Origin of the sequence: Catellatospora sp. NPDC049111, from assembly GCF_040648615.1 — a bacterium.
GTDB classification, from domain to species: Bacteria; Actinomycetota; Actinomycetes; order Mycobacteriales; family Micromonosporaceae; genus Catellatospora; species Catellatospora aurea.
In genome coordinates this window covers 1-22,974 of sequence record NZ_JBEZEB010000074.1, presented here as the reverse complement: position 1 = coordinate 22,974, position 22,974 = coordinate 1, and the positions used below count along the sequence as shown (strand labels likewise).

The following is a 22,974-nucleotide window of genomic DNA, read 5'->3' as shown; positions in this document are numbered from 1 at the left end:
CGCGGGGGCGGTTATGTCGCCCCCCCGCCGCCGGGGCGCCCGGCTTTACCGCCGTTTCAGTACAACACCTCGGGCCCCACCGCAGGTTTTGACCTGAAACGGCGATCATGCACCGGGCCCCACCCGTCATCCCGGTCCCCCGGGCCGATCCGGCCGCTCCCAGCCGGTTCACGGCCTGGGTCACGGCCTTGGAACGATGGGAAGGGCACCTTCTATAACGCGGAGCGTTAAGAAGGTGCCCTTCCTTGCTCTAAATGAGGGGGCGGACGGAGTCGCGCATGGCGATGTGGGTGCCGAGCATGACGTGCTGGCGGGCGGAGCCTTCGCCGCGCTGGAGGGCCAGTTTGACGGCGGTGCGGCCGAGTTCCTCGTGCGGGAGGTGGACGCTGGTCAGGGCCGGGGTGAGTTCGGGGGCGAAGGGGGTGTCGTCGTAGCCGATGACGGAGACGTCGTCGGGCACGCGCTTGCCGGCCGCGCGCAGCGCGCGCATCGCCCCCGCGGCGACGAAGTCGTTGGCGGCGAAGACCGCGGTGAACTCGACACCATCGGCGAGCAGGCGCTGGATCTGGCGGAAGCCGGTCTCCTGGCTCATGTCGCCGTGGGAGATCAGCGCGGGGTCGACCGGGACCCGGAACGCCTCCAGAGCGCGGCGGTAGCCGTCGAGGCGGGCGTCGAAGGTCGTGTTGCCGATCGGGCCGCCCAGCATCGCGATCCGGCGGTGGCCGGAGGAGAGCAGGTGGCTGGTGGCCGAGAAGGCGCCGCCGGAGTTGTCGTACTCGACGGTGATGGCCGGGAAGTCCGGGCCGAGCGAGGGGCGGCCGCAGAGCACCAGGCGGCTGCCCGCGTCCTCCAGGCCTTTGGCATAGCGGTACATGCGCTCGCGGTAGTCGTCGGTCATGTTCACGCCGCCGACCAGGATGACCGCGTCGGCGTGCTGCTCGCGCATCAGCTTGACGATCTCCAGCTCGCGGTCCGGGTCGCCGTGCGTGGTGCACACGAGGCAGAGCCGGTCGGACTCGGTGGCCTGGTATTCCACGCCCGAGGCGATGAACGCGAAGAACGGGGTGACCACGTCGTACATGACCAGGGCGACGACGTTGGAGGTGGAGCCGGACAGCGCCCGCGCGTGGGCGTTGACGACGTAGTCCAGCTCCCGTACGGCGCGCTGGACCTTGGTGCGGGTGGCGTTGGCGACGGGGTAGTCGCCGGAGAGCACCCGGGACACGGTCGCCACCGACACCCCGGCCATCGCCGCGACGTCGCGAATGGTGGGCCGCTTGTTCATGGGAACCCCAGAAGGATGAGGACGAGCAGGGGAAACGATTCTAGAAAGCGTTTACCCTACGCGTCCTCATCCCGTCTGTCCACGTCGGCCGTCAGCCGGTGACCACCTGCAGGAACGCGGGCCGGACGGCGTTGCTGCGGCTGTTGAGCACGGTCGCCCGACCGGTGGCCGCCTGCCACAGCCCGATGGTCGCGGTCTTGTCGCCCGCGTACTCGGCCTGCACGAACGAGGTGACGTCGAGCGGGATCCAGTCGGCGACCTGGCACAGCGGGGACGTGGACAGCAACGTGCCCAGCGCGGGCGCGGTGTTCCAGGTGACGCCGCTCTCCGTCCAGCCGTCGGCGGCGACGGCGTACGCGCTGATGGTGGTGTGCGTGCCGACGGAGTCGGCGGTGTAGCCGCTGACCCAGAGCACGGCCCGCTTCGGCGCGGCGGGCAGCGCGGTGAGGTCGAACTTGAGGAAGGCCTTGCGGGCATACCCGGTGCCGTCGTTCTTCACTTCGAGCGTGGTGCCGTTGTAGTTGGTGGTGGCGTAGCTCCCGTCGCGGACGTGCGCGTCGGCGGTCGGCGACAGGGTCAGGTGCTGTCCGCCGGTGACGGCGCTGCCGGTGCCGAGGGTGATGGTCCGGGAGCCGCCGAGCGCGCCGCCGACCTCGACGACCAGCTTGATCGGGTTGAGGCCGGTGACGGTGATCCGCCTGTCGCCGGAGGCGGTGCTGTAGCCGCTGCGGGCGATGGTGACGGTGATCGTGGTGGCGGCCCGGGTCGGGTCGGCGACGCCGACCTTGAGCTGCCCGCCGGACTCGCGCATCAGCACCGAGCAGGGTGCGCTGACCGTGATCGGTCCGGCCGTGCCCGCGGTGAAGAAGTTCGCGGCCGTCACACCGGTGGCGGTGTCGCTGATCGCCTGCACGGCGGCCGTGTTGGCGAGCACGGTCACGGTCGGGGCGGCGGCCCGGTTCGCGGTCGTCGTGGTGTCCGCGCCCGGCAGCAGGTGGTAGGCGTACGAGGCGGCCGTGGGGTTGACGCCGTGGTCGACGTACAGCGTGAGGTATTTGCGGGTCAGCACTTCCGTGGTGCCGCCGGTGTTGATCTGCGACCAGCTGCCCGAGCGCGACTCCCGCAGCGCCTTGACCGTCGCGCCGCCGGGGAACACGATCCCGGCGAAGGAGTTGTGCGCCCAGTTCACGCCGGTGAAGGTGGCCGAACCGGGCGAGGCGAGCTGCGGGGTCCCGTTGATGTGCAGCTGCTGGCTGCCGGTGCCGCCGCCGAGGTTGCGGTTGTCCACGATCGTCTCGACCGCGACGCCGTCGGTGCTGCCGATGCCCGCGCCGAGGCAGACGATGCCGTCGTCGAGGCAGAACCAGGACTTCTTGGCCTGCAGTGTGGACTCCAGGCCGCGGGTGTCCTGACCGAGCGCGGCGAAGGTGCCGTCGGTGGCGCCGCCGACCCAGCTCGTGCCGGGATCGGGCGCACCCCACGTGCCGCCCGCGCCGTCGGCGAGGGCCTTCTTCGACACCGTCGTGCCGGGCATCCGGTACGGGTCCACGGTCGGCCAGAACGCGTCCGAGTACTGCCCGTTGCCCCAGGTCGAGCCCCAGTACGACAGCATGCCGTTGTTGGTGTGCCAGCCCTTGAGGTGCTCGCCGTTGCCGGTCTCGTAGTAGGTGGTGCGCTGGGAGCACATGGCGATGGACGCGGCCCAGCCGGTGCGGCGGTGCACGGCCTGGTCCTGAACGGCAAGCAGACGGTGGTTGACCGGCTCGGCGACCGCGGTGACGGACGCGCTGTCGCGGATCGCGAGGCACGCGGCCAGCGTCGGCACGCCCAGGTTCTGGTCGTCGGCGAGGTTGCCCCAGTACTCGCGCTGGATCCAGCCCTTCACCATGCCCCGCCACAGCGCGGCCTCGGCCGGGGACGCGGCGTCGGCCATGCGCACGAAGCTCGCGACGAGGCCGTGGCCGCGCACGTGGTCGTCGCCCTGGATGCCGAGCGGGTCCTGCAGGGACAGCCCGCGGCTGACGCCCCGGCCGCTGACGCAGTCCATGACCAGCCCGTTGTAGATGAACGGGGCCCACGAGCGGGTCATCGCGTCGAAGGCGATCTGCCGGTTCGGGTCGCTCACCGCCCACGTCGAGCCGGCCAGCAGCCCGAACAGTCCGGCCAGCCCGGACAACAGCGCCGCGCCGTAGGTGCCCTGGTACGGCACCACGCTGTGCTGGATGAAGGAGCCGTCCTCGTAGTAGCCGTCGCCGGTGCGCGCGTACGTGAAGATCGGGGACAGGCCGTCCCGGCCGGCGATGATCTTCGTGGCGTTCTTGCCGACGATGCCGCGCCGCACGATCACGACACACACGTCGGAGCGGTTCGCGCCGGTGCTCGCACCGCCGTTGAGCAGCGGCGCGACCGACGGGGTGAAGGTGTCGACGGCGGCCAGCCAGTTGTCGATCCGGGTGGCGGTCAGGTGGTCGTAGACCAGCGCCATGATGTCGAGCAGCGTCTGCGGGGTGCCGATGTTCCAGTCCCACCAGTTGCCGAACCAGCTGGTCGAGGGCTTGTAGACCTTGGTGTGCAGGTGGTCGAGCCCGGTGATGACCTCGCCGAGCAGGGTCGCGTCGCCGGTGAGCCCGGTGCCGGGCTGGGCCCAGGCCAGCGCCATGCCCCGCAGGCGCGAGTAGCTGTTGGTGACCGACGACGAGACGTCGAGCGGCAGGTCCGGCCACAGCGCGGCGCCGCCCGGGGTCATCGCGGCCCGGCGCTGCGCGGCGACCTCCCCGATCGTGGCCAGGCGCGAGGCGTAGGGCTCGACCGCCGGGTTGAACCCCGTGCCGGTGATGCTGTCGCGATACCGCAGCCGCAGAGTGTCGAACTCGTCGGCGGCGTACGCCGGGCCGGCCGGGAGCAGGGGCAGGGCGAGCGCGCCGAGTGCGGAGGCGCTGCCGGCCTGGAGCAGGTGACGGCGGGACAGGAGCATGGGCCATCCTCTTTACGTCAGTACTACAGCGGACTTACGTAACCGTTTCCCCGATTGATGACGCAGAAGATAGGGCATGCACTCTCAGCCACACAAGAGAATCGGGAAAACGTTATCCATCACTGCCCGACAGACCGGTGCTGACCATTGCCCGACAGCGACGACCTGTCCGTTGTGGATCTTGACTACTGTTAAGAAGCTGTACTACGGTCATAAGGTTGTTCCAGAAAGCGTTTTCTAAGCTGTGACCGCGCCGCCGTCCGGAGGAGCCGCCGTGCTGATCCCGCAACCCGTCTCGTACGCACCGGCCGAGGGACGGCTGACGCTCACCCCGCGGACCGCGGTCAGCGCCCCGGCCGAGATCGCCGCCCTGCTCCGGGAACTGATCGGCCCGGCCACCGGACTGCCGCTGGCCGACGGCGGCGATGACGCCGAGCTGGTCTTCGCCCTCGACGACACGGCCGGGCTCGGCGCGGAGGGCTACCGGCTCATCGTCGACGGCACGGGCGCGCGGGCCGTCGCGGGCACGCTCACCGGGCTGCGCTGGGCCGTGCAGGCGCTGCGCCAGCTGCTGCCCCCGCAGGCGTACGCCGCCACACCCGTCACCGGGACCGACTGGACCCTGCCGTACGTCGCGATCGAGGACCGGCCCCGCTACCCGTGGCGCGGCATCATGGTCGACGTCGGTCGGTGGTACCAGCCGGTGTCGTGGCTGCGCACCGTGGTCGACCTGCTCGCCCTGCACCGCATGAACACGCTGCACCTGCACCTCACCGAGGACCAGGGCTGGCGGTTCGAGGTGAAGAGCCACCCGCGGCTGACCGAGGTCGGCGCGTGGCGGCGGGAGTCGCCGATCGGCCACGAGAACATCAAGCAGGCCGACCGCACCCCGCACGGCGGCTACTACACCCAGGACGAGCTGCGCGAGCTGGTCGCGTACGCAGCCCGGCGCGGGGTCACCGTCGTGCCCGAGATCGACCTGCCCGGACACACCACCGCGGCCATCGCCGCCTACCCGGAGCTGGGCAACAACCCCGGGACGCAGCTGGCCACGGGCACCCGCTGGGGCATCTACGACACCGTGCTCAACTGCGACGACGCCACCGTGCGCGTCATGAAGGACGTGCTGGACGAGCTGGTCGACGTCTTCCCGTCCCCGCTGATCCACCTCGGCGGCGACGAGGTGCCGCCCGCGGAGTGGTCGGCGAACCCGGGCGCGCAGGCGCGCATGAAGGAACTCGGGCTGACCGACCCGGAGGACCTGCTCGGCTGGTGGATCTCCGAACTGTCCGCGCATCTGCGCGAGCACGGCCGCCGGGTGGTGGTCTGGGACGAACTGGTCGGCCGGGGCGCGCCCGCCGAGGCCGTCGTCATGGCGTGGCGGCACCAGGACAAGGTCGACGAGGCGATCCGGGCCGGGCACGACGTCGTCGCCACCCCGTGCGAGCACGTCTACCTCGACTACTACGAGTCCGACGCGCCCGGCGAGCCGGTGGGCATCGGCGGCCTGCTGCCGCTGGAGAAGGTGTACGCCTACCAGCCCGAACCCGGCGAGCCGCCGGCCGGCGACAACCGGGTGCTCGGCGTGCAGGGCAACCTGTGGGGCGAGTACCTGCCGACGGTCGGGCGGGCGGCGTACAACCTGCTGCCGCGGATGTCCGCGGTCGCCGAGGCGGGCTGGGGCACCCGCACCGAGCTGGGCGACTTCCGGCGACGGCTCGACGTGATGCTGGCCCGCTTCGACGCGCTCGGTGTCGCGTACCGCCGCCCGGAGCCCTACCCGGCTGCCGAGTAGCGACGTAGTGTGCTGGTGATCGTGGCCGGGGCACCGGCCGCGGCCCGGTGGGAGGGGAACACGTGCGCGCGGTCGCCTACGACGGATTCGGTCAGCAGCCCGACGTGCGTGAGCTGCCCGAACCGGTCGCGCCGCCGCACGGCTGCGTGATCAAGGTCGAGGCGACCGGGCTGTGCCGCAGCGACTGGCACGGCTGGATGGGCCACGACCCCGACATCGCCGCGTTCCCGCACGTGCCGGGCCACGAGCTGGCCGGGACCGTGCACGCAGTCGGCGCGGACGTCACCGGCTGGCAGGTCGGCGACCGGGTGACCGTGCCGTTCGTCTGCGGCTGCGGCGGCTGCGAGCCGTGCCGCCGCGGCGCGCCGCAGGTCTGCGAGTTTCAGACGCAGCCCGGGTTCACCCACCGCGGCTCGTTCGCCGAGTACGTAGCGATCGACCACGCCGACCTGAACCTTGTCGGACTGCCCGAGCAGCTGTCGTACGCGGCCGCGGCCGCGCTGGGCTGCCGGTTCGCCACTGCGTACCGGGCGGTGGTCGCGCAGGGTCGGGTCGCCTCCGGTGAGTGGGTCGCCGTGTACGGCTGCGGCGGCGTCGGGCTGTCGGCCGTGATGATCGCCGCCGCGTACGGCGCCCGGGTCGTCGCCGTCGACGTCTCCGGCGGCGCGCTCGACCTCGCCCGCGAGCACGGAGCCGTGGCCTGTGTGAACAGCCGGGAGACCGATCCGGTCGCGGCGGTGCGCGAGCTGACCGGCGGCGGGGCGCACCTCACCCTCGACGCGCTGGGCAGCCCGGCGACCTGCGCCGCGGCCGTCCTGAGCCTGCGCCGCAGCGGCCGCCACGTGCAGGTCGGGCTGCTCCCGCACGGCGCGCCCGAGCTGCCGATGGGCCGGGTCATCGGCTGGGAGCTGGAGATCCTGGGCAGCCACGGCATGGCCGCCGCCGATTACCCGCCGATGCTCGACCTCGTGGTGTCCGGGCGGCTGCGCCCCGACGCGCTGGTCACCCGCACCATCGGGCTCGACGCGGTGCCCGCCGCGCTGACCGCGATGGGCGACGCGCCCCCGACGGGTATCACCGTCATCACCCCGCAAGCCCTTGGCTGAACGCTGCCTCACTTCGCCTAGTACGGTGTCCGAGTGCTGTTCCGTACCTGGGACCAGCCTTTCGACAACGACGGGCGGGCCGAAGCGACCGTCGAGGTGACCGACCACGTCGGCGTCCCCCACGTCGTCGTCAGCGATCATCGGCTCGTCAAGCGGGTGCTGGCCGACCCGGACACCTTCCGGCCGGACAACGCCCTCGACGCGCTCAGCCCGATGCCGGTCAGCGCGCTGCGCGTGCTCGCCTCGTACGGCTTCAAGCTGCCCGCCACGCTGGCCAACAACGGGGGCGTCGCGCATCCCGCGATCCGCGAGATCACCGCACGGGCCCTGCACCCGGCCCGGGTCGAGGCGCTGCGGCCCTGGCTGACCGGCGTGGTGCGCCGCCGCGTCGCCGGGCTGGCCGCGCGGCTGCGCGCCGGAGAGCCCGTCGACCTGTACGCCGATCTCGCCGCCGACCTGCCCCTGCTGGTGCTGGCGAGACTCGTCGAGCTGCCCGGCGCCGAAGCGGCCGTGGTCAAGGAGTTCTCCCGGGCCGCGCTGGAACTGTTCTGGGCGCCGCTCGACACGCCCCGGCAGCTCGCGCTGGCCGAGACCGTCGGCCGGTTCCACACGGTGCTGCGCGACTTCGCGGCGACCGCCGGCGGCATGGTCGGTGAGCTGCGCGCCCATACCGCCGCGGCGGGCCTGCCGAAGGACACCCCGGTCGGGGCGCTGTTCTTCCTGCTCGTGGCCGGTCAGGAGACCACGTCGCAGTTCCTCACCCTGCTGCTGCACCGGCTGACCGGCGAGCCCGCGGTGCTGGACGGGCTCGCCCGGGGCACCGTCGGCGTGGACGACGTGGTCGAGGAGGGCCTGCGGCTGGTCCCGCCGATCCCCACCTGGCGACGGGTGGCGGCCCGGGACACCGACCTCGACGGCTTCCCGGTGCGCCGGGGTGCGAGCATCGTGCTGTGGCTCGCCCGCGCCGGGCTCACGGCCGCCGAGAACCCGCACGATTTCGTACCCGGCCAGCGCGGCTCCCGCCGCCACCTCGCCTTCGGCGCTGGCGCACACCGCTGCGTCGGCGCACAACTGTCCCGGATGGAAGCGGCCGTCGTCGTCGCCGAGACGGCACCCTTGCTCCGCGACGTCGAGGTTGTCCGCGCCCCCTGGTGCCCGGACAACCTGAGCTTCCGCATGCCCGACACCTTCACCATCGGCCGCCCCTGACCCAGCCCACCCATGATCGTCCGACTTGCCTGGCACTCGTGCGTATCTTGAGGGCCCATTTCCACAAGTGCCTGGCAAGTCGAGTGACCTTGGTGCGATGGGCGACCCCGAAGAAGCTCGCCGGGTCAGGGGGTGGGCGTGGGTTCGTGGTCGGAGCAGGTGACGCGGAGTTCGGCGTCGCCGAAGGGGGCGTCGGCGAACAGGCAGTGGTGGGGGCGGGCCGGGTCCTCGGGATGCGCGTCCGGGGCGAAGAAGCGGCAGGTCAGGCACATGCGGGTGAGCGGGATGGCGTGCCGGTCCTGGAGTTCGCGGATGATCGTCGTGGTGCCGCGGAGCATGGCCGCCAGGTCGTCCGGGGCCAGGGCGGCGATCGCGGCGCGCACGTCGGGCGCGACCTCGGTCAGGCGTCGCGCCTCGGCGACACCGGCCGGGGTCAGCGTGAGGACGAACGCGCGGGAGTCGAGGGCGTCGCGTTCGCGTTCGACCAGTTCCTTGGCCAGCAGGGTGCGTACGGCGTCGCTGATGGTGGGGGCGGTGGAGGCCAGGGCGCGCACCACCTCGTTCTGCCGGCGCGGCCGCAGGTCGCCCGCGAGGTAGGTGACGATGTCGGCCTGCAGTTCGGACAGGGCGTACGGGCCGGGGTTGCGGCGCGCGCCGATCCGGATCGCCTGACCTAGCCGGGCCAGTCCGGTGACGAGCTGCTCGGTGGGCGGCAGGCCCGGGACGGGCGGCATGACGCTCCTCTCGACACCCGGTTCGTACGGGCACGGCCAGTCTAGGTGCGCGACCGGCCTGGCATGCGGAACAGTTCCCGCCACCACGTCATCGGGGCGGCGGGAACGGTGCAGGTGCGCGGATCAGGCGCGCGATGGCACGGCGACGGCCGGGAAGTCCAGCTCGGTGCGGCCGACGGAGTTGAAGTAGTTGGTGAACGTGTTCAGCGCGACGGCCGCGATGATCTCGCCGATCTCGCCGTCGCCGTAGCCGGCGGCCCGTACCTCGGCGAGGTCGGTGTCGGAGACGAAGCCGCGGGCGGCCACGACCGCCTTCGCGAACCGCAGCGCGGCCTGCGCCTTCGGGCCGCTCGCGGTGGCCGAGCGTCCGGCTTCGAGGTCGGTCGCGCTGACCCCGGCCCGCTCCCCGAGCACGGTGTGGGCGGCGAGGCAGTAGCCGCACTCGTTCTCGACGGCGACGGTCAGGGCGATCTGCTCCTGCAGCGCGCCGGACAGCCGGCCCTTGGCGAGCGCGCCGCTGAAGGAGAGGTACGCGTCGAGCACCGCGGGCGACTCGGCCATGGCGCGCATCATGTTCGGGGTGACGCCCAGGGCGCGCTCGACCTTGTTGAGCAGGGCGCGGGCCTGCGGCTCGGCGGTGGCGGGGTCGACGGTGTTCAGGCGGGGCATGACGGATTCCTTTCGGCCGGCCCGGCTGGCGGGCCATGTTTTGTTGGCAGTGCCAACCTTACTTGGCACTGCCAACGAAACAAGCCTCAACGGACCTGATCACTTATCGCGAGCTGCGGGAATACGCCCCGGATCAGTCCTCGTCCGGCTCGGCCAGGGTGCGCGGGTCGTCGCAGTCGCCGTACAGGGCGGGGCTGAGCCAGCCGGGGGCGCTACGGCGGAAGACGCCGGGTTCGATGTCGCCCGCGCCCTCGGGGAGCAGCCCGTCGAGCTCGTCGGGCAGGTCGGACAGATTGGCGTAGTGGACCAGTTCGGGGCGGCCGGGCCAGGAGCCGAGCACGACGCGGCCGGCGATGTTGCGGCGGGCCATCGCCTCCAGGGTCAGCGCGGTGTGATTGAGGGTGCCGAGACCGGCCCGCGCGACCACGACCGCGGGCGCGGACAGCGCCACCGCGAGGTCGGCCAGCGACCACACGGCACCACCGGGGTGCAGGCCCATCGGCACCAGCAGCCCGCCCGCGCCCTCGACCAGGGTCAGCTCGTGCTCGGCCGCGATGGCCTTGACCTGGTCGATGATCGCGAACATGTCCAGCGGAGGCAGGCCGGCGACCCGGGCGGCGGCGGTCGGCGCGAGCGGGTCCGGGTACTCGGCGAGGGTGACCGTGGTGGCGGGGGCGGCCAACCGGGCCACGACCGCCATGTCGGGCACCTCGCCGTAGGAGGGGTCGATGCCGGTCTGGGCGGGTTTGACCACCGCGGTGCGTACCCCCGAAGCGGTCGCCGCGGCCGCGATCGCGGCCGTCGTGATGGTCTTGCCCACCCCGGTGTCCGTGCCTGTGACCAGCACGATCCCCGTCAGCGCCGTCACGGCCGCACCTCCACGATGATCTCCAATGCCCGCGCGAAGTCGTCGGCGGGAACGCCTGCGTTGACCGTCAGCCGCAGCCGGGACCGGCTGTCCGGGGTGGACGGTGGGCGGAAGCACCCTACCGCCACGCCCTTGTCGCGGCAGGCCCCGGCCCAGGCCCAGGCCTGCTCGGCCGACGGCGCCTCGACCGACACCACACCGCCCGCCGGGTCGGTCACCGCAAGCCCCGCCGCCCGGAACGTGTCCCGGATCGCGGCCGCGCGTTCGCGCAGCACCGCGCGCAGCGGCTCGCCGTCGCGGGCGAGGTCGAGCGCCGCGGCCACCCCGGCGGCGATCGCGGGCGGCAGCGCGGTGTCGAAGATGAAGGTGCGGCCGGTGTCGACCAGGTGCCGGACCAGCGCGGCGGGCCCGGCGACCACGCCGCCCGCGCCACCGAGCGCCTTGGACAGGGTCGCGGTGACGATCACGTCGGGCTGCCCGGCGATCCCCGCCGCGACCACGCCGCCGGACCCGGCCGGGCCGACCACGCCGAGCCCGTGCGCGTCGTCGACCAGCAGCAGCGCCCCGTGCGCGCGGGCGGCGGCGTGCAGCTCGGCCAGCGGAGCGAGGTCGCCGTCGACGGAGAACACCGACTCGGTGAGCACCACCGCCGGCCGGCCGGGGTGGACGGCGAGCAGCCGGGCCGCGTCGGCCGGGTCGCCGTGGGCGAACGTCACGGTCTCCGCCCCGGCCAGCCGGCAGCCGTCGATCAGCGAGGCATGGTTGTGGGCGTCGGCGACCAGCAGCGTGTTCGGGCCGCACAGGGCCCGGATCGCACCCAGGTTGGCGAGGTAGCCACTGGAGTAGACCAGCGCCTGCTCGGCGCCCAGCCACGAGGCGAGCGCCGCCTCCAGCGCGCTGTGCACGTCGGTGCTGCCGCGCACCAGGCGGGAGCCGGTCGCGCCGAGGCCGTACTCGTCCAGCGCGGCCGCCGCCGCTGACCGCACCCGCGGGTGGCGGGCCAGGCCGAGGTAGTCGTTGCCGGCGAGGTCGACGAGCGCGTCGTCACCGGCGCGTGGACGCAGTTCTCGGCGCAACCCGGCGCGTTCGCGCAGGTCGGCCTTGCGCCGTAGCGTCGCCAGCCAGTCGCCCATGATTCAACCCATCCATGTCTGAAGTCACTCGGCCTTTGGCCGACCCGAACAGGCCGCGTTGTAGGGTACGCCCATGTCGACCAGCTCAGTATCGGTACTCGACCGCGCCCGCACTCGTGTCCTCGCCGAGGGACTCGGCCTCGAGGAGGCCGACATCCTCGAGGTGCTCCGGCTGCCCGACGAGGACATCCCCGCCGCGCTCCAGCTGGCCCACGAGGTGCGCATGCGCTGGTGCGGCCCCGAGGTCGAGGTCGAGGGCATCGTGTCGCTGAAGACCGGCGGCTGCCCCGAGGACTGCCACTTCTGCTCGCAGTCCGGGCTGTTCTCCTCGCCGGTGCGCTCGGTGTGGCTGGACATCCCGTCGCTGGTCAAGGCCGCCGAGCAGACCGCGGCGACCGGCGCGAGCGAGTTCTGCATCGTCGCGGCCGTCCGCGGCCCGGACGCCAAGCTCATGCAGCAGATGCGCGACGGCGTGAAGGCGATCAAGGAGGCCGTCGACATCAACGTCGCGGCGAGCCTGGGCATGCTGAGCCAGGAGCAGGTCGACGACCTGGTGGACATGGGCGTGCACCGCTACAACCACAACCTGGAGACCTGCCGGTCGTACTTCCCGAACGTGGTCACCACGCACTCGTGGGAGGAGCGCTGGAACACCCTGAAGATGGTGCGCGACTCCGGCATGGAGGTCTGCTGCGGCGGCATCATCGGCCTCGGTGAGACCCTGGAGCAGCGCGCCGAGTTCGCGGCGCAGCTCGCCGAGCTGGAGCCGGACGAGGTCCCGCTGAACTTCCTCAACCCGCGGCCGGGCACCCCGCTGGGCGACCAGCCGGTCATGGACCCCAAGGACGCGCTGCGGGCCATCGCCGCGTTCCGGCTCGCGCTGCCGCGCACCATCCTGCGGTACGCGGGCGGGCGCGAGATCACCCTCGGTGACCTGGGCACCCGCGAGGGCCTGCTGGGCGGCATCAACGCGGTGATCGTCGGCAACTACCTGACCACCCTGGGCCGTCCCGCGACCTCGGACCTTGAGCTGCTGGCCGAGCTCAAGATGCCGGTCAAGGCGCTGTCCGCGACGCTGTGAGGCCGGCCGTGGAGACCACGTACTGCGACCGCTGCGGCGAACCGGCCACCGGCGTATCGCACGAGGGCTGCCTGGCGGCCCGTGAGCTGGAGCCGCCGCGCTTCTGCGGGCACTGCCGCCGCCGGATGAAGGTCCAGGTCGTGCCCGCGGGCTGGACCGCGACCTGCGTCGAACACGGCACGCTGACCGGCCACTGAGCACCTGACACGACGAACGGCGTCCCGCCGGGGACGCCGTTCGTCGTCGGAGCGCGGTGCGCGCCGGGGCTCGTCAGGGCAGCGGGGTCGCCGGAGCCGGGGACGGCGGCGGGTCCGGTGCGTCCGGCAGCGCGATGAGCGTGAAGCGGGCCTTCAGCCAGGGCAGCAGCGTCCGGTACGCCACGATGGTGTCGGGTTTGCCGTTGTCGTGCGACAGCACGATCGAGCCGGGCCGCACGTCGCGCTCCACCGCCGCGATGATGTGGTTCACCATCGCCGTGCCCTTGCCGAACTTGGCGCTCTCCCAGTCCCGGGGGTCCACGTGCCAGTAGATCGACTTCATGCCCAGGTCGGATGCGATCTTCACCAGCTTGGCGGTGAAGTTGCCGCCGGGGGCGCGGAAGTAGGCGACCCGGGCGCCGGGCGGGGCCGCCCGCAGGATCATCTTGTTGGTGTTCTCCAGGTCCTTGCGGATGTACGCGTCATCCCGCTTGGCCAGGTCGAACAGGTGCTGCCAGGAGTGGTTGCACAGGGTGTGGCCCTCGGCCGCGATCCGGGCGATCAGCCCCGGGTTGTCCCGGGCCCGGAATCCGACGACGCAGAAGGTCGCCTTCACCCCGCACTGCTGCAGCGCGTCGAGGATCTTCGGCGTGTTGACCGGGTCCGGCCCGTCGTCGAAGGTCAGCGCCACCGCGGGCGAGCCGGTCTTCACCAGCGAGCCGCCGGGCCCGGTGCCGCTCGCGGCGGGCTTGGTCTGCGCGATCTTGCCCGTGCAGCTGATCGGTTTGCCCGCCGTCGGCTTCGGCTTGGCCGGGCTCGCGGTCGGTGGGACGGGTGTCGGCGTCGGCGTCGGTGAGCTGCTCGGCTCCGCGAAGGTCGGCGTCGGGGCCGCCGTCGGCGTCACCGCGGGAGCGGGCGACGGGATCGGCAGAGTGCCACCGGCCGATGGTTCCGAGGGGGAGCCGCAGGCGGCGAGCGCGACCATGACGAGCGCAGCGATGACCGCGATGCGTCGTTGCATGCGAACTCCTGAGGGGGCGGGGGTTCAGCGTGCCCCGACCATAGTCCAATCTCTGCCCCGAATGCAGCCTTCCTCAAGATCGATATCCGGACGTCGCTCGCCCGGGGTCCGCCGGCCGGTGCCCTAGCCGATCCGCGCCCGCACCGCCAGCGAGGTTCATCACGTGTGCCGACAGAAACCGCAGTTCAGCAGATGGTTCAGCCGAGCAGGCGGCGGAGTCCCCGCTTGCGGGCGGGCACCGGCTCGGCGGTGATCGGCGCGGACGCGGGTCCGGCCGGGATCGGGACGGTCGCCTCCGCGTCGGCGTACGCCGCGAGCGGGTCGGTGTGCGGGGCAAAGTCCTGGTCGGCGGGCAGCGGCTCCAGCTCCGCGCTCGGCCTCGGGCCGGTCCGGCCGGTGATCGGGCAGACCGTGGCCACCGGTTCGGCGGCGGTACGCGGTTCCGGTGAGGTGCGCTGCGCCGGCACGGACACCTGCGGCAGCCCGGTCAACGACAGCTGCTGCGCGGACCGGTCGAGGTAGAAGTTCGGCCGCTGGTCGGCCTCGGTGTAGTAGCGGTGGAACACCGGGGTCAGCCCGCCGGAGATCGGCGGCACGATCCAGGTCCAGTCCGCGGGGGTGGCCCGGCCCGCCCGGCGCTCGCGCTCGACGTGGGTCAGAAACAGGCGCGACTCGCTGTGGTGGTCGGTGACGCGGACCCCGGCGCGCTCGAAGGACCACAGCACCGCGCGGTTCAGCTCCACCAGCGCCCGGTCCCGCCACAGCGTGGACTCGCTGCTGGTGTCCAGGCCCAGCCGCGCCGCGACCACCGGGATCTGGTTGTAGCGGTGCGCGTCGGCGAGGTTGCGGGCCCCGATCTCGGTGCCCATGTACCAGCCGGAGAACGGCGCGAGCGGGTAGTCCACGCCGCCGATCGACAGCCGCATGTTGGCGATCGCGGGCACCGCGTGCCAGCGCAGGCCGAGCTCGGCGAACCAGCCGTACTCCGGGTGAGCCAGCGGCACCTCCAGGACCGCCGACTCGGGCAGCTCGTAGAGCCGGGGCTCGCCGTCGCCGGTCTGCAGCACCAGCGGCAGCAGGTCGAACGCGCTGCCCTTGCCGGTCCAGCCGAGCCGGGTGACGGCCGAGGTGAACTGCTCGTACTGCGGATCGCCGGTCATGCCGTCGCCGCTGCGATAGCCGGCGTACCGGATGAGCTGGTCGTTCCACAGCCGGGTGACCGGTCGGCCCGGCACCGCCTGCCCGAAGATCGAGATGACCCCGCGCAGCTTGCCGCGGTTGTGCCCTTCTCCGGTCGCCGTGTGCAGGTGGCTGACCAGGTCGTCGAAGATCTGGTCGGGCGCGCGGTGCTGCCGCCGGTCGAGCACGGTCAGGCTGCGCCAGTACACCCGGCCGATGCACCGGCTGGCGTTGCGCCACGCCATGCGGGCCCCGTGCACCAGCTCGGCGTGGGTGTGGGTGTACGTCCCCAGCGCGGCGATCTGCTCGCGTACCACGGCCAGCCGCGGTTCCACCGGGCCGAGCTTGGGCAGCTCGGTGTAGCAGGCGCGCAGGAACTCCTCGGCCTCGGCGAAGTCGACCGGCCGGTCCGGGTCCCACTCGGTCAACGGAGCGTCACGGTATCCCGCCGGAGGTATGTGAGAGGACGTCATGAGTGAAATAGTTGACCGACCGCCAACATAGCCATCGCACAATGTGTGCGACCGCCTACCAACGGTGGAGCCGGATCACTCCCCTGGTCACACGGGTGCGCGCAGCTCCGACACCGCGATGGTGGCGCTGATGAGGGTGCCGTCGCGGTCCGTCCGGGCCGGCAGCGGCAGCCGCTTCATGGTGCGCAGCATCGCGTCGTTGTCGCAGTGCGTGTGCAGCGTGACCGAGCGGAAGCCGGCCGGTCCCGCCAGCGTCAGCAGCCGCCGCAGCAGCGCCGTGCCGATGCCCCGTCGCTGCCAGCCGTCCTCGACCAGCAGCGCCACCTCGGCGGTCTCCCCCTCGCCGATCAGGTTGGCCACGGCCACGACGCGGCTGCCCGCGGTGCCCGCAACCGTCGTCTCCGCGACCAGCGTGCAGCCGCGGGCCGGGGTCAGCAGCCGCGACAACCGGCCTCGGCTCGGGCCGCGGGTCCCGGCGAGGTAGCGCATGAACAGGCTGCGGTCGCCGCACCGCGTGTGCATGTCGTCGACGGCCGACACGTCCGCCGAACCGGCCGGGCGGAACGCGACCTCGGTGCCATCGGGCAGCAGCGCGACCGCGCTGGCCAGCCGCCGGGTCAGCGCCGCGCGGGCGACCTCGACCAGCGCCTGCGCGCGGGCGAACTCGGCCGGGGTGAACGCCGGGGCGAGCCGGGTCACCACCAGCACACCGTTGTCGGTGAACGGATCCGCCAGCCGCATCGTGGTGTCGGCGTGGCCCGTTACGGTCGCGCCGCCCTGCTCCCGTCGCACCAGGCTGCCGCCGAGCAGACTGGACAGCGCGCCGTGCAGGCCGTCGGGGTCGGCCGCGAGCCGGGCGGCCAGGGTCAGCGCCTGCGTGGGCGGGTCGATCAGTCCGTACACGTCGGTGCGGCTCACCCAGGCGTCGCGCCCCCGGCCGCGTTCGATGGCGGCGATCAGCTCGTCCTCGGAGAGCGCGTCGGGCGCGTCGACCAGGAAGTCGTCGACGGCTCCGCCCTCGGTGGTGTGCACCTGCACCGCGAGGATGTTGACCGATCGCAGGGCGAGACTCGCCGTCAGCACCGCCAGGAACCCAGGACGATCGTCGACGGTCGCCCTCACTCGCCACAACGCCATGACCTGCTCCGATCTTGCAGCGGTACTGTCCGCCGATGGACGGTCCTCCATGATGAGGGCGGCCACCGACAGGACTCAGCGTGCGCCTGCCGTGTTTCGCAGCGGTTACACGGCCTTGTCAAGATCTTGCTATGCCCGAGGTCACACGGCAGGCGACACGCTGAGTTCAGACCGCTGAAGCAGGCTCCTCCGAGGAGCGCTGCCCCGCCCGCGGGGCGGGGGGCTTCACCGCGTCGAGCCGGTCGCCGACGATCGCCGCGGCGGCGCGCACCAACTGCGCCACCCGGTCTACCTCGGTCGCGTGGAACGCCGCCACCGGCAGCTCCGCATCCGCCGACCGTGCCACCACCAGCACCAGTCCCGCCCGCCCGAACGGCGCGAGCGCGTACCGCGTGCCGTCGGCGCCGGTGACCGAGCGTGCCCGCAGCGGCGTCACCTCGGGCAGCAGGAGCTGCTCCGGCGCGCGCCAGCTCGCGTACACGACCGGAGGCTCGGGGCGCTTGCGCATCGCACCCAGCACGGCCATGTCGTCGGCCCCGTGGCGCACGTCGATGCCCACGGACCCGCGGGCGGCCCAGTCGGCGGGCACCCGCAGCGCCAGCGCCCAGTCCGCCGCCAGCAGCGCCGGCACCGTGTCCACCAGCGTGGCCAGGCCCTCGTTCGGGTTCGACGCGACCTGCGTGAGCAGCTCCGCGTCGAAGGCCCCGGCGACGGGCGCGCCGATCGCCCGCCAGATCCCGTCGACCCGCACGCCCGGCATCGCGCTCAGCCCAGCCCGCAGCCGCTCCACCCCGGCCCCGCCGGGCCACACCACAGTGAAGTCGTCGATCGCCCGGCCGCCCAGCCGTTCCAGCACCACGACCTGGACGATGTCCGCGCCGGCCACGCCCAGAGTCCGGGCCACCTGCCCCAGCGATCCGGGACGATCGGGCAGGGCGACTCTGACCCTCAGCAGCATGGCGGCTCCTCTCCACGACGGCACGCGGGCTGGTGCCGGATCTCTGTCCGACCTTGCCCTATTACCGTTTCGTACGCATTGCGGCGCCGTATCCGCGGGAGACAATCTCCACCGCACACCCGCAGGTCAGCGCCCGTCTACACCGGTCCAGCGCCGCCATTGCCGCCACCCGGGCCCACCCATGATCGCCGATCACGGGCAAATAGTGCGGTAACACCACACCCATGGCCACGCAAACAACGATCAAACTGAATGCCACCTACGGCCCGACATGGGCCGGACCCATATCCTCCACGCCCGCCCGGACCCCCGTCAACGCGTGTCCACCACGCGGACGACGAACCAATCCCCACCGCGCCCGCCGAGGGCCGCGCCCGACCCCGGCCGCGCCCCCGCTCCTCCGACTCCGACTCCGCCTCCGCCTCTGACTCCGACCCTGATAGACGTTGGCCTATCTCATCGAAAATTCGGCGATCGAATTCGATGAGATAGGCCAACGTCTATGAAAATCGAGGGCGGGAGCGCGCCGAGGTCCGCTCGACCCCGGAGGGGGCGATGGACGCGTTGTGAGCGACTGCGTCGCCGACGGCTTCTACGCCGAGTTGCGGTGGACGAGGTGGGTGTCCAGCAACACGTGGGTGGGCTGGTCTTCGCCGCGGATGCGGCTGAGCAGCAGGCGCACCATGTGCCGGCCCATGTCCTCGACGGGCTGGTAGACGGTGGTCAGCGGCGGGTCGGTCTGCCGGGCGACGGGCGAGTCCTCGAAGCCGATGACGGCGACGTCCTCGGGGATGCGGCGGCCGTTGTCGCGCAGGGCGCGCACCGCGCCGGCGGCCATCAGGTCGGAGGCGACGAAGACGGCGTCGAGGTCGGGGCGGCGGGCCAGCAGGCGGCGCATCGCGTCGACGCCGCTGTACTCGCTGAAGTCGCCGAACTCGATCAGCGGCTCGACGGCGGCGTTCTGCACGGCGGCGCGGTAGCCGACGAGCCGGTCGACGCCGACGCCGAGGTCCTGGGGGCCGGCGATGGTGGCGACGCGCTTGCGGCCGGAGGCCAGCAGGTATTCGACGGCGGCGCGGGCCCCGTTGACGTTGTCCATGTCGACGTACGAGATCTGCGGGTCGACGTTGACGGGACGCCCGCCGAGCACGGTCGGCAGCCCGCGCTGGCGCAGCAGCTGCGGCAGCGGGTCGGACTCGTGCAGCATGACCAGCAGCACACCGTCGACGTGCTGGCTGGTCAGGTGGTTCTCGATACGCTGGCGCTCGCCCTGGGTCTGCGCCATGGCCAGCCACAGCTGCAGGGACGTGTCGGCCAGGGCGGAGCTGATGCCACGCACGATGCCGGCGAAGAACGGCTCCGTGAAGACGCGCTCCTGCGACTCGGACACGACCAGCGCGACGGAGTCGGTGCGCTGGGTGACCAGGGCGCGGGCGGCGCGGTTGGGCACGTAGCCCAGCTCCTTGATGGCCTCCTGGACGGCCGACCGGGCCTCCGGGCTGACCTGGGGCGAGCCGTTGACGACACGCGACACGGTGCCCCGGCCCACGCCGGCGAGCGCGGCCACCTCATCCAGTGTGGGCCGCCCCGCAGACCTGGTGCGCTGCGTCGTCATCGATGCTCCTCGTTCTGGGCAGGTCCGGGGCCGGCCGGTGGCCGGCCCCGGGTTGCTGTGCCGTCAGGCGGCGAGCCCGCCGCGCCGGATCACGTCCGCGTACCAGTGTGCACTGGTCTTGGGCGTGCGTACCTGGGTGTCATAGTCGACATGGACGATGCCGAACCGCCGCGAGTAGCCCCAGGCCCACTCGAAGTTGTCCAGCAGCGACCACGCGAAGTATCCCCGCAAAGGCACTCCGGACGCCATCGCCTCATGGCACGCCTTCAGGTGGGCGTCCAGGTAGGCGACGCGCTCCGGGTCCGGCACCGAGCCGTCGGGGGCGACCTTGTCGTCGTATGCCGCGCCGTTCTCGGTGATGTACATCGGGATCGGGCCGTAGTTCTCGTGCGTGCGCTGCAGCAGGTCGACGAGCCCGGCGGGGTCGACCTCCCAGCCCATCTCGGTCACCGGGAGCTCCCGGGTCAGGAAACGGACCTGGCCGCTGCCCGGCCACGCCGACGGCGCCCGCCAGTGCGACTGCGGCGCGCCGTCGTCGGACGGCCCGGCCACGACCTGCCGGGTGTAGTAGTTCACGCCCAGCATGTCCAGCGGCTGGTTGATGATCGCCAGGTCGCCGTCCTGCACGAAGGACCAGTCGGTCAGCTCGGCCGTGTCGGCGAGCAGGTCGGCCGGGTACTCGCCGCGGAACACCGGGTCCAGGAAGATCCGGTTGCCGACGCCGTCGATGCGGCGCACCGCGTCGAGGTCCTCGGGGGCGTCCGTGGCGGCCTTGAGCGAGTGCAGGTTGAGCGTGATGCCCATCTGCCGGTCCGGCACCGACGCCCGGATCGCCTGGACGGCGAGGCCGTGGCCCAGGTTGAGGTGGTGCGCGGCCGCCAGCGCCTTCGCGCCGTCGGTCACGCCGGGCGCGTGCACGCCCGAGCCGTAGCCGAGGAACGCGCTGCACCACGGCTCGTTGTGGGTGGTCCAGAACTTCACCCGGTCACCGAGCGCGTCGTGGACGAGGCCCGCGTACTCGGCGAACCGGTAGGCGGTGTCCCGCTCCGGCCAGCCACCGGCGTCCTCGAGCTCCTGCGGCAGGTCCCAGTGGTACAGCGTCAGCCAGGGCTCGATGCCCTTGCCGAGCAGGTCGTCCACCAGGCCACGGTAGAAGTCGAGGCCCTTCTGATTAGCCGGCCCGCGGCCGCCGGGCTGCACCCGGGGCCACGCGACGGAGAAGCGGTAGGACCGGAGCCCGAGCTCTGCCATGAGCCGGACGTCGTCGGCCCTGCGGTGGTAGTGGTCGCAGGCGACGTCGCCGGAGTCCGCGTTGAGCACCTTGCCGGGGGTGCGGCTGAAGGTGTCCCAGATGGACGGAGTGCGCCCGTCCTCGAACGCGCCGCCCTCGATCTGGTAGGAGGCAGTGGCCGCGCCCCAGAGGAAGTCCTGGGGGAACGACACGGTCGGCGTGGCGAGCTGAGGGTCTTGCTGAGTGGTCACGCTTTTACTGCACCTTCCATGATGCCGCCGATGATCTGACGACCGAAGATAATGAAGATCACGAGCAACGGCACGACACTGAGCAGCGTACCCGCGAACACCTGGGAGTAGTCGTTGTAGTAACCCTGCGAAAGGCGCTGCAGGGACAGCTGAACGGTCGGGTTCGTGGGGTCGCCCAGCGCGATCTGCGGCCAGAGGAACGAGTTCCACTGCTCCATGAAGGTGAACAGGCCCAGCACCGCGATCGCGGGACGCAGGCCCGGCAGCACGACGTTCCAGTACGTGCGGAACGTGCTGCAGCCGTCCATGCGGGCGGCCTCGATCAGCTCGTCCGGCACGGCCTGGCTGGCGTACTGGCGCATCATGAACACGCCGAAGCCGCTGACCAGGAACGGCAGGATGATCGAGGGCAGCTTGTTGTGCAGGTCCCACTCGTACATCATCTGGTAGAGCGGCACGATGCCCAGCTGCGTCGGCACCATCATCGTGATGAGGATGCCGAGCATGAGCCCGTTGCGGCCCTTGAACCGCAGCTTGGCGAAGGCGAAGCCGGCCAGCGACGAGAAGAACACCACGAACACGGTGATGACCGTCGCGACGATCGCGGAGTTCACCAGGCCCGTCATGAACGCGGCGCTCTCGTTGCCGAGCAGCCGGTCGATGTTGCCGCCGATCTCGCCACCGGGCGTCACCGGCGGCGGGGTCTGCCCGATCGCGTCGTTGGTGCGCGTCGCGATGACGAACATGTAGTACAGCGGGAAGATCGACAGCGCGACCGCGGCCAGCAGGGTGACATACGTGAGCGGGCTGGCCTGCCAGAGCCGCTCTGCGGCCCCGCCACCCCTGCGCCGACGCCGGCTCGGAGCAGGCGCGGTCACGCCGGTCCGTACAGCGGTGGAGGTCATCGCTTCACGGCCTTCCTCTGCTTGGCCTTCCCGTCCGCGGAGCGCAGGCTCCGGGTGAACAGGAAGTTGATGACGCTGAATATCAGGATCATGATGAAGAGCAGCCAGGCGACCGTGGCGGCCCGGCCCAGCTCGAACTTCATGTAGAACTGCTCCATCAGGAACATGGTCACCGTCTGCGACTGGCGGTCGGAGCCGCCCAGCAGCGGGTTGCCACCGCCGGTGAACAGCAGCGGCTCGCCGTAGAGCTGCAGGCCGCCGATGGTCGAGATGATGGTCACGAAGATGATGGTGGGCCGCAGCATGGGCACCGTCATGGTCCAGAACTGCCGCCAGGCCGACGCGCCGTCGATCGACGCCGACTCGTAGATGTCGCGCGGGATCGACTGCATCGCGGCCAGGAAGATCAGGGCGTTGTAGCCGGTCCAGCGCCAGTCCACCATCGAGGAGATGGCCACCCACGACGACCAGCTGTGCGCCGTCCAGTCGATCGGTTCGACGCCGAAGAAGCCGAGGAACCAGTTGATCAGACCGAAGTCGCGGTTGTAGAGCTGGGTGAAGACGATGGCGACCGCGGCGACCGAGGTGATGTTCGGGATCAGCACGCCCATGCGCAGCAGCGTGCGGCCGCGCAGGCGCTTGTTGAGCGCGTTCGCCAGGATCAGCGCGAGGATCAGCTGCGGGATGGTGGACATCAGGAACATCGCGAGCGTGTTGACGACCGAGTTCCAGAAGTCCTCGTCACCGAGGAACATGGCGAAGTTGTCGAAGCCGACGAACTTCGCGGTCTCGATGGTGGAGCCGAGATCCCAGTCGTACAGCGACATCCGCAGCGTGTAGATCAGCGGCCAGAGGCCGAAGATGCCGAAGACCACGAAGAACGGCGCGATGTACAGGTACGGGGAGTATTTGATGTCGAGCCGCCCGAGCACTCCCTTGCTCCGCTGCGGTTCCATGGGCAGCTGCGAGCCGCCCCTGCGCTGCCCCGGCGCGACCTCAGGTCGCGTGGAGGATTGCACTGCCATGACCACTCCTGTGCGTTGCCGGCCGACCGTGTGACTGCCATGGCCGGGGTGCGCGGGGGTGGGAGAGGGCCCCCACCCCGCCGCGCGATGCGGCTAGTAAGTGTCAGGCTATATGGAACCGGTAGCAC

The 22,974-nt window shown here is 71.7% G+C and carries 19 protein-coding genes; 5 read left to right on the top strand and 14 right to left on the bottom strand.

All coding sequences use genetic code 11. The features are described from left to right. Positions 1–250 precede the first annotated feature (250 nt). Positions 251–1,285, bottom strand: a complete 1,035-nt coding sequence (locus AB0B66_RS43110; protein ID WP_360541344.1) for a LacI family DNA-binding transcriptional regulator — start codon at positions 1,283–1,285, stop codon at positions 251–253. Positions 1,286–1,376: 91 nt separating this feature from the next. After that, a complete protein-coding gene (locus AB0B66_RS43105) occupies positions 1,377–4,259 on the bottom strand; it encodes a polysaccharide lyase family 8 super-sandwich domain-containing protein (RefSeq protein ID WP_360541342.1) in 2,883 nt (960 codons plus the stop codon). Between the two features lie 274 nt (positions 4,260–4,533). Here AB0B66_RS43105 and AB0B66_RS43100 point away from each other — a divergent pair, with 274 nt between their 5' ends. From AB0B66_RS43100 to AB0B66_RS43090, 3 genes are all read left to right on the top strand, one after another. Beyond that, positions 4,534–6,054: a beta-N-acetylhexosaminidase gene (locus AB0B66_RS43100; RefSeq protein WP_360541340.1), complete on the top strand. Its 1,521-nt coding sequence runs from the start codon at positions 4,534–4,536 to the stop codon at positions 6,052–6,054. Between the two features lie 62 nt (positions 6,055–6,116). Further along, positions 6,117–7,160 (top strand): zinc-dependent alcohol dehydrogenase family protein, encoded by a 1,044-nt coding sequence (locus AB0B66_RS43095; protein WP_360541338.1) that lies wholly within the window; start codon positions 6,117–6,119, stop codon positions 7,158–7,160. Positions 7,161–7,256: 96 nt separating this feature from the next. After that, the gene (locus tag AB0B66_RS43090) at positions 7,257–8,369 is read left to right on the top strand and encodes a cytochrome P450 (RefSeq protein WP_360541350.1); all 1,113 of its coding nucleotides are present in this window, start codon (positions 7,257–7,259) and stop codon (positions 8,367–8,369) included. A 125-nt stretch (positions 8,370–8,494) separates the two neighbouring features. On the opposite strand, the gene AB0B66_RS43085 is transcribed toward AB0B66_RS43090, so the two are convergent. The 4 genes from AB0B66_RS43085 to AB0B66_RS43070 all read right to left on the bottom strand — a co-directional run bounded on the left by AB0B66_RS43085 (position 8,495) and on the right by AB0B66_RS43070 (position 11,773). Then, the gene (locus AB0B66_RS43085; RefSeq protein WP_360541336.1) at positions 8,495–9,103 is read right to left on the bottom strand and encodes a MarR family winged helix-turn-helix transcriptional regulator; all 609 of its coding nucleotides are present in this window, start codon (positions 9,101–9,103) and stop codon (positions 8,495–8,497) included. A 123-nt stretch (positions 9,104–9,226) separates the two neighbouring features. Next, on the bottom strand, positions 9,227–9,772 hold the full coding sequence (locus tag AB0B66_RS43080) for a carboxymuconolactone decarboxylase family protein (protein WP_360541334.1): 546 nt from the start codon (positions 9,770–9,772) through the stop codon (positions 9,227–9,229). A gap of 133 nt (positions 9,773–9,905) precedes the next feature. After that, entirely contained in the window at positions 9,906–10,619 is a 714-nt protein-coding gene (bioD, locus tag AB0B66_RS43075; RefSeq protein ID WP_360541348.1) for a dethiobiotin synthase, read from the bottom strand. Positions 10,620–10,636: 17 nt separating this feature from the next. Beyond that, on the bottom strand, positions 10,637–11,773 hold the full coding sequence (locus tag AB0B66_RS43070; RefSeq protein WP_360541332.1) for an 8-amino-7-oxononanoate synthase: 1,137 nt from the start codon (positions 11,771–11,773) through the stop codon (positions 10,637–10,639). Positions 11,774–11,846: 73 nt separating this feature from the next. Between AB0B66_RS43070 and bioB the strand changes: the two genes are divergently transcribed. Both bioB and AB0B66_RS43060 read left to right on the top strand, forming a co-directional pair. Then, a complete protein-coding gene (gene bioB / locus AB0B66_RS43065) occupies positions 11,847–12,854 on the top strand; it encodes a biotin synthase BioB (RefSeq protein WP_360541330.1) in 1,008 nt (335 codons plus the stop codon). Further along, positions 12,851–13,051 (top strand): hypothetical protein, encoded by a 201-nt coding sequence (locus AB0B66_RS43060; RefSeq protein ID WP_360541328.1) that lies wholly within the window; start codon positions 12,851–12,853, stop codon positions 13,049–13,051. Before bioB ends, AB0B66_RS43060 begins: the two co-directional genes overlap by 4 nt. A 73-nt stretch (positions 13,052–13,124) precedes the next feature. On the opposite strand, the gene AB0B66_RS43055 is transcribed toward AB0B66_RS43060, so the two are convergent. The 8 genes from AB0B66_RS43055 to AB0B66_RS43020 form a co-directional block, all read right to left on the bottom strand. Then, a complete protein-coding gene (locus AB0B66_RS43055; RefSeq protein WP_360541326.1) occupies positions 13,125–14,072 on the bottom strand; it encodes a polysaccharide deacetylase family protein in 948 nt (315 codons plus the stop codon). A gap of 197 nt (positions 14,073–14,269) precedes the next feature. Then, on the bottom strand, positions 14,270–15,679 hold the full coding sequence (locus tag AB0B66_RS43050; RefSeq protein ID WP_360541324.1) for a nitric oxide synthase oxygenase: 1,410 nt from the start codon (positions 15,677–15,679) through the stop codon (positions 14,270–14,272). A 132-nt stretch (positions 15,680–15,811) separates the two neighbouring features. Then, entirely contained in the window at positions 15,812–16,861 is a 1,050-nt protein-coding gene (locus AB0B66_RS43045) for a GNAT family N-acetyltransferase (protein ID WP_360541322.1), read from the bottom strand. Between the two features lie 166 nt (positions 16,862–17,027). Next, positions 17,028–17,819, bottom strand: coding sequence for an amino acid-binding protein (locus AB0B66_RS43040; protein WP_360541320.1), 792 nt, complete (start codon positions 17,817–17,819; stop codon positions 17,028–17,030). 592 nt (positions 17,820–18,411) lie between these two features. Next, positions 18,412–19,434 (bottom strand): LacI family DNA-binding transcriptional regulator, encoded by a 1,023-nt coding sequence (locus tag AB0B66_RS43035; RefSeq protein ID WP_120318735.1) that lies wholly within the window; start codon positions 19,432–19,434, stop codon positions 18,412–18,414. Positions 19,435–19,497: 63 nt separating this feature from the next. After that, a complete protein-coding gene (locus AB0B66_RS43030) occupies positions 19,498–20,916 on the bottom strand; it encodes a GH1 family beta-glucosidase (protein ID WP_360541318.1) in 1,419 nt (472 codons plus the stop codon). Then, a complete protein-coding gene (locus AB0B66_RS43025; protein ID WP_360541316.1) occupies positions 20,913–21,821 on the bottom strand; it encodes a carbohydrate ABC transporter permease in 909 nt (302 codons plus the stop codon). Before AB0B66_RS43025 ends, AB0B66_RS43030 begins: the two co-directional genes overlap by 4 nt. Beyond that, entirely contained in the window at positions 21,818–22,777 is a 960-nt protein-coding gene (locus AB0B66_RS43020) for a sugar ABC transporter permease (RefSeq protein ID WP_360541346.1), read from the bottom strand. The genes AB0B66_RS43025 and AB0B66_RS43020 overlap by 4 nt, the downstream gene beginning before the upstream one ends. Between the last annotated feature and the right edge of the window lie 197 nt (positions 22,778–22,974).

Coding starts and splice junctions, on each gene's coding strand:
- AB0B66_RS43105 (WP_360541342.1), bottom strand. CDS start 4,259: ATGCTCCTGTCCCGCCGTCACCTGCTCCAGGCCGGCAGCGCCTCCGCA.
- AB0B66_RS43110 (WP_360541344.1), bottom strand. CDS start 1,285: ATGAACAAGCGGCCCACCATTCGCGACGTCGCGGCGATGGCCGGGGTG.
- AB0B66_RS43020 (WP_360541346.1), bottom strand. CDS start 22,777: ATGGAACCGCAGCGGAGCAAGGGAGTGCTCGGGCGGCTCGACATCAAA.
- AB0B66_RS43045 (WP_360541322.1), bottom strand. CDS start 16,861: ATGGCGTTGTGGCGAGTGAGGGCGACCGTCGACGATCGTCCTGGGTTC.
- AB0B66_RS43070 (WP_360541332.1), bottom strand. CDS start 11,773: ATGGGCGACTGGCTGGCGACGCTACGGCGCAAGGCCGACCTGCGCGAA.
- AB0B66_RS43025 (WP_360541316.1), bottom strand. CDS start 21,821: ATGACCTCCACCGCTGTACGGACCGGCGTGACCGCGCCTGCTCCGAGC.
- AB0B66_RS43035 (WP_120318735.1), bottom strand. CDS start 19,434: ATGACGACGCAGCGCACCAGGTCTGCGGGGCGGCCCACACTGGATGAG.
- AB0B66_RS43055 (WP_360541326.1), bottom strand. CDS start 14,072: ATGCAACGACGCATCGCGGTCATCGCTGCGCTCGTCATGGTCGCGCTC.
- bioB (WP_360541330.1), top strand. CDS start 11,847: ATGTCGACCAGCTCAGTATCGGTACTCGACCGCGCCCGCACTCGTGTC.
- AB0B66_RS43080 (WP_360541334.1), bottom strand. CDS start 9,772: ATGCCCCGCCTGAACACCGTCGACCCCGCCACCGCCGAGCCGCAGGCC.
- AB0B66_RS43040 (WP_360541320.1), bottom strand. CDS start 17,819: ATGCTGCTGAGGGTCAGAGTCGCCCTGCCCGATCGTCCCGGATCGCTG.
- AB0B66_RS43085 (WP_360541336.1), bottom strand. CDS start 9,103: ATGCCGCCCGTCCCGGGCCTGCCGCCCACCGAGCAGCTCGTCACCGGA.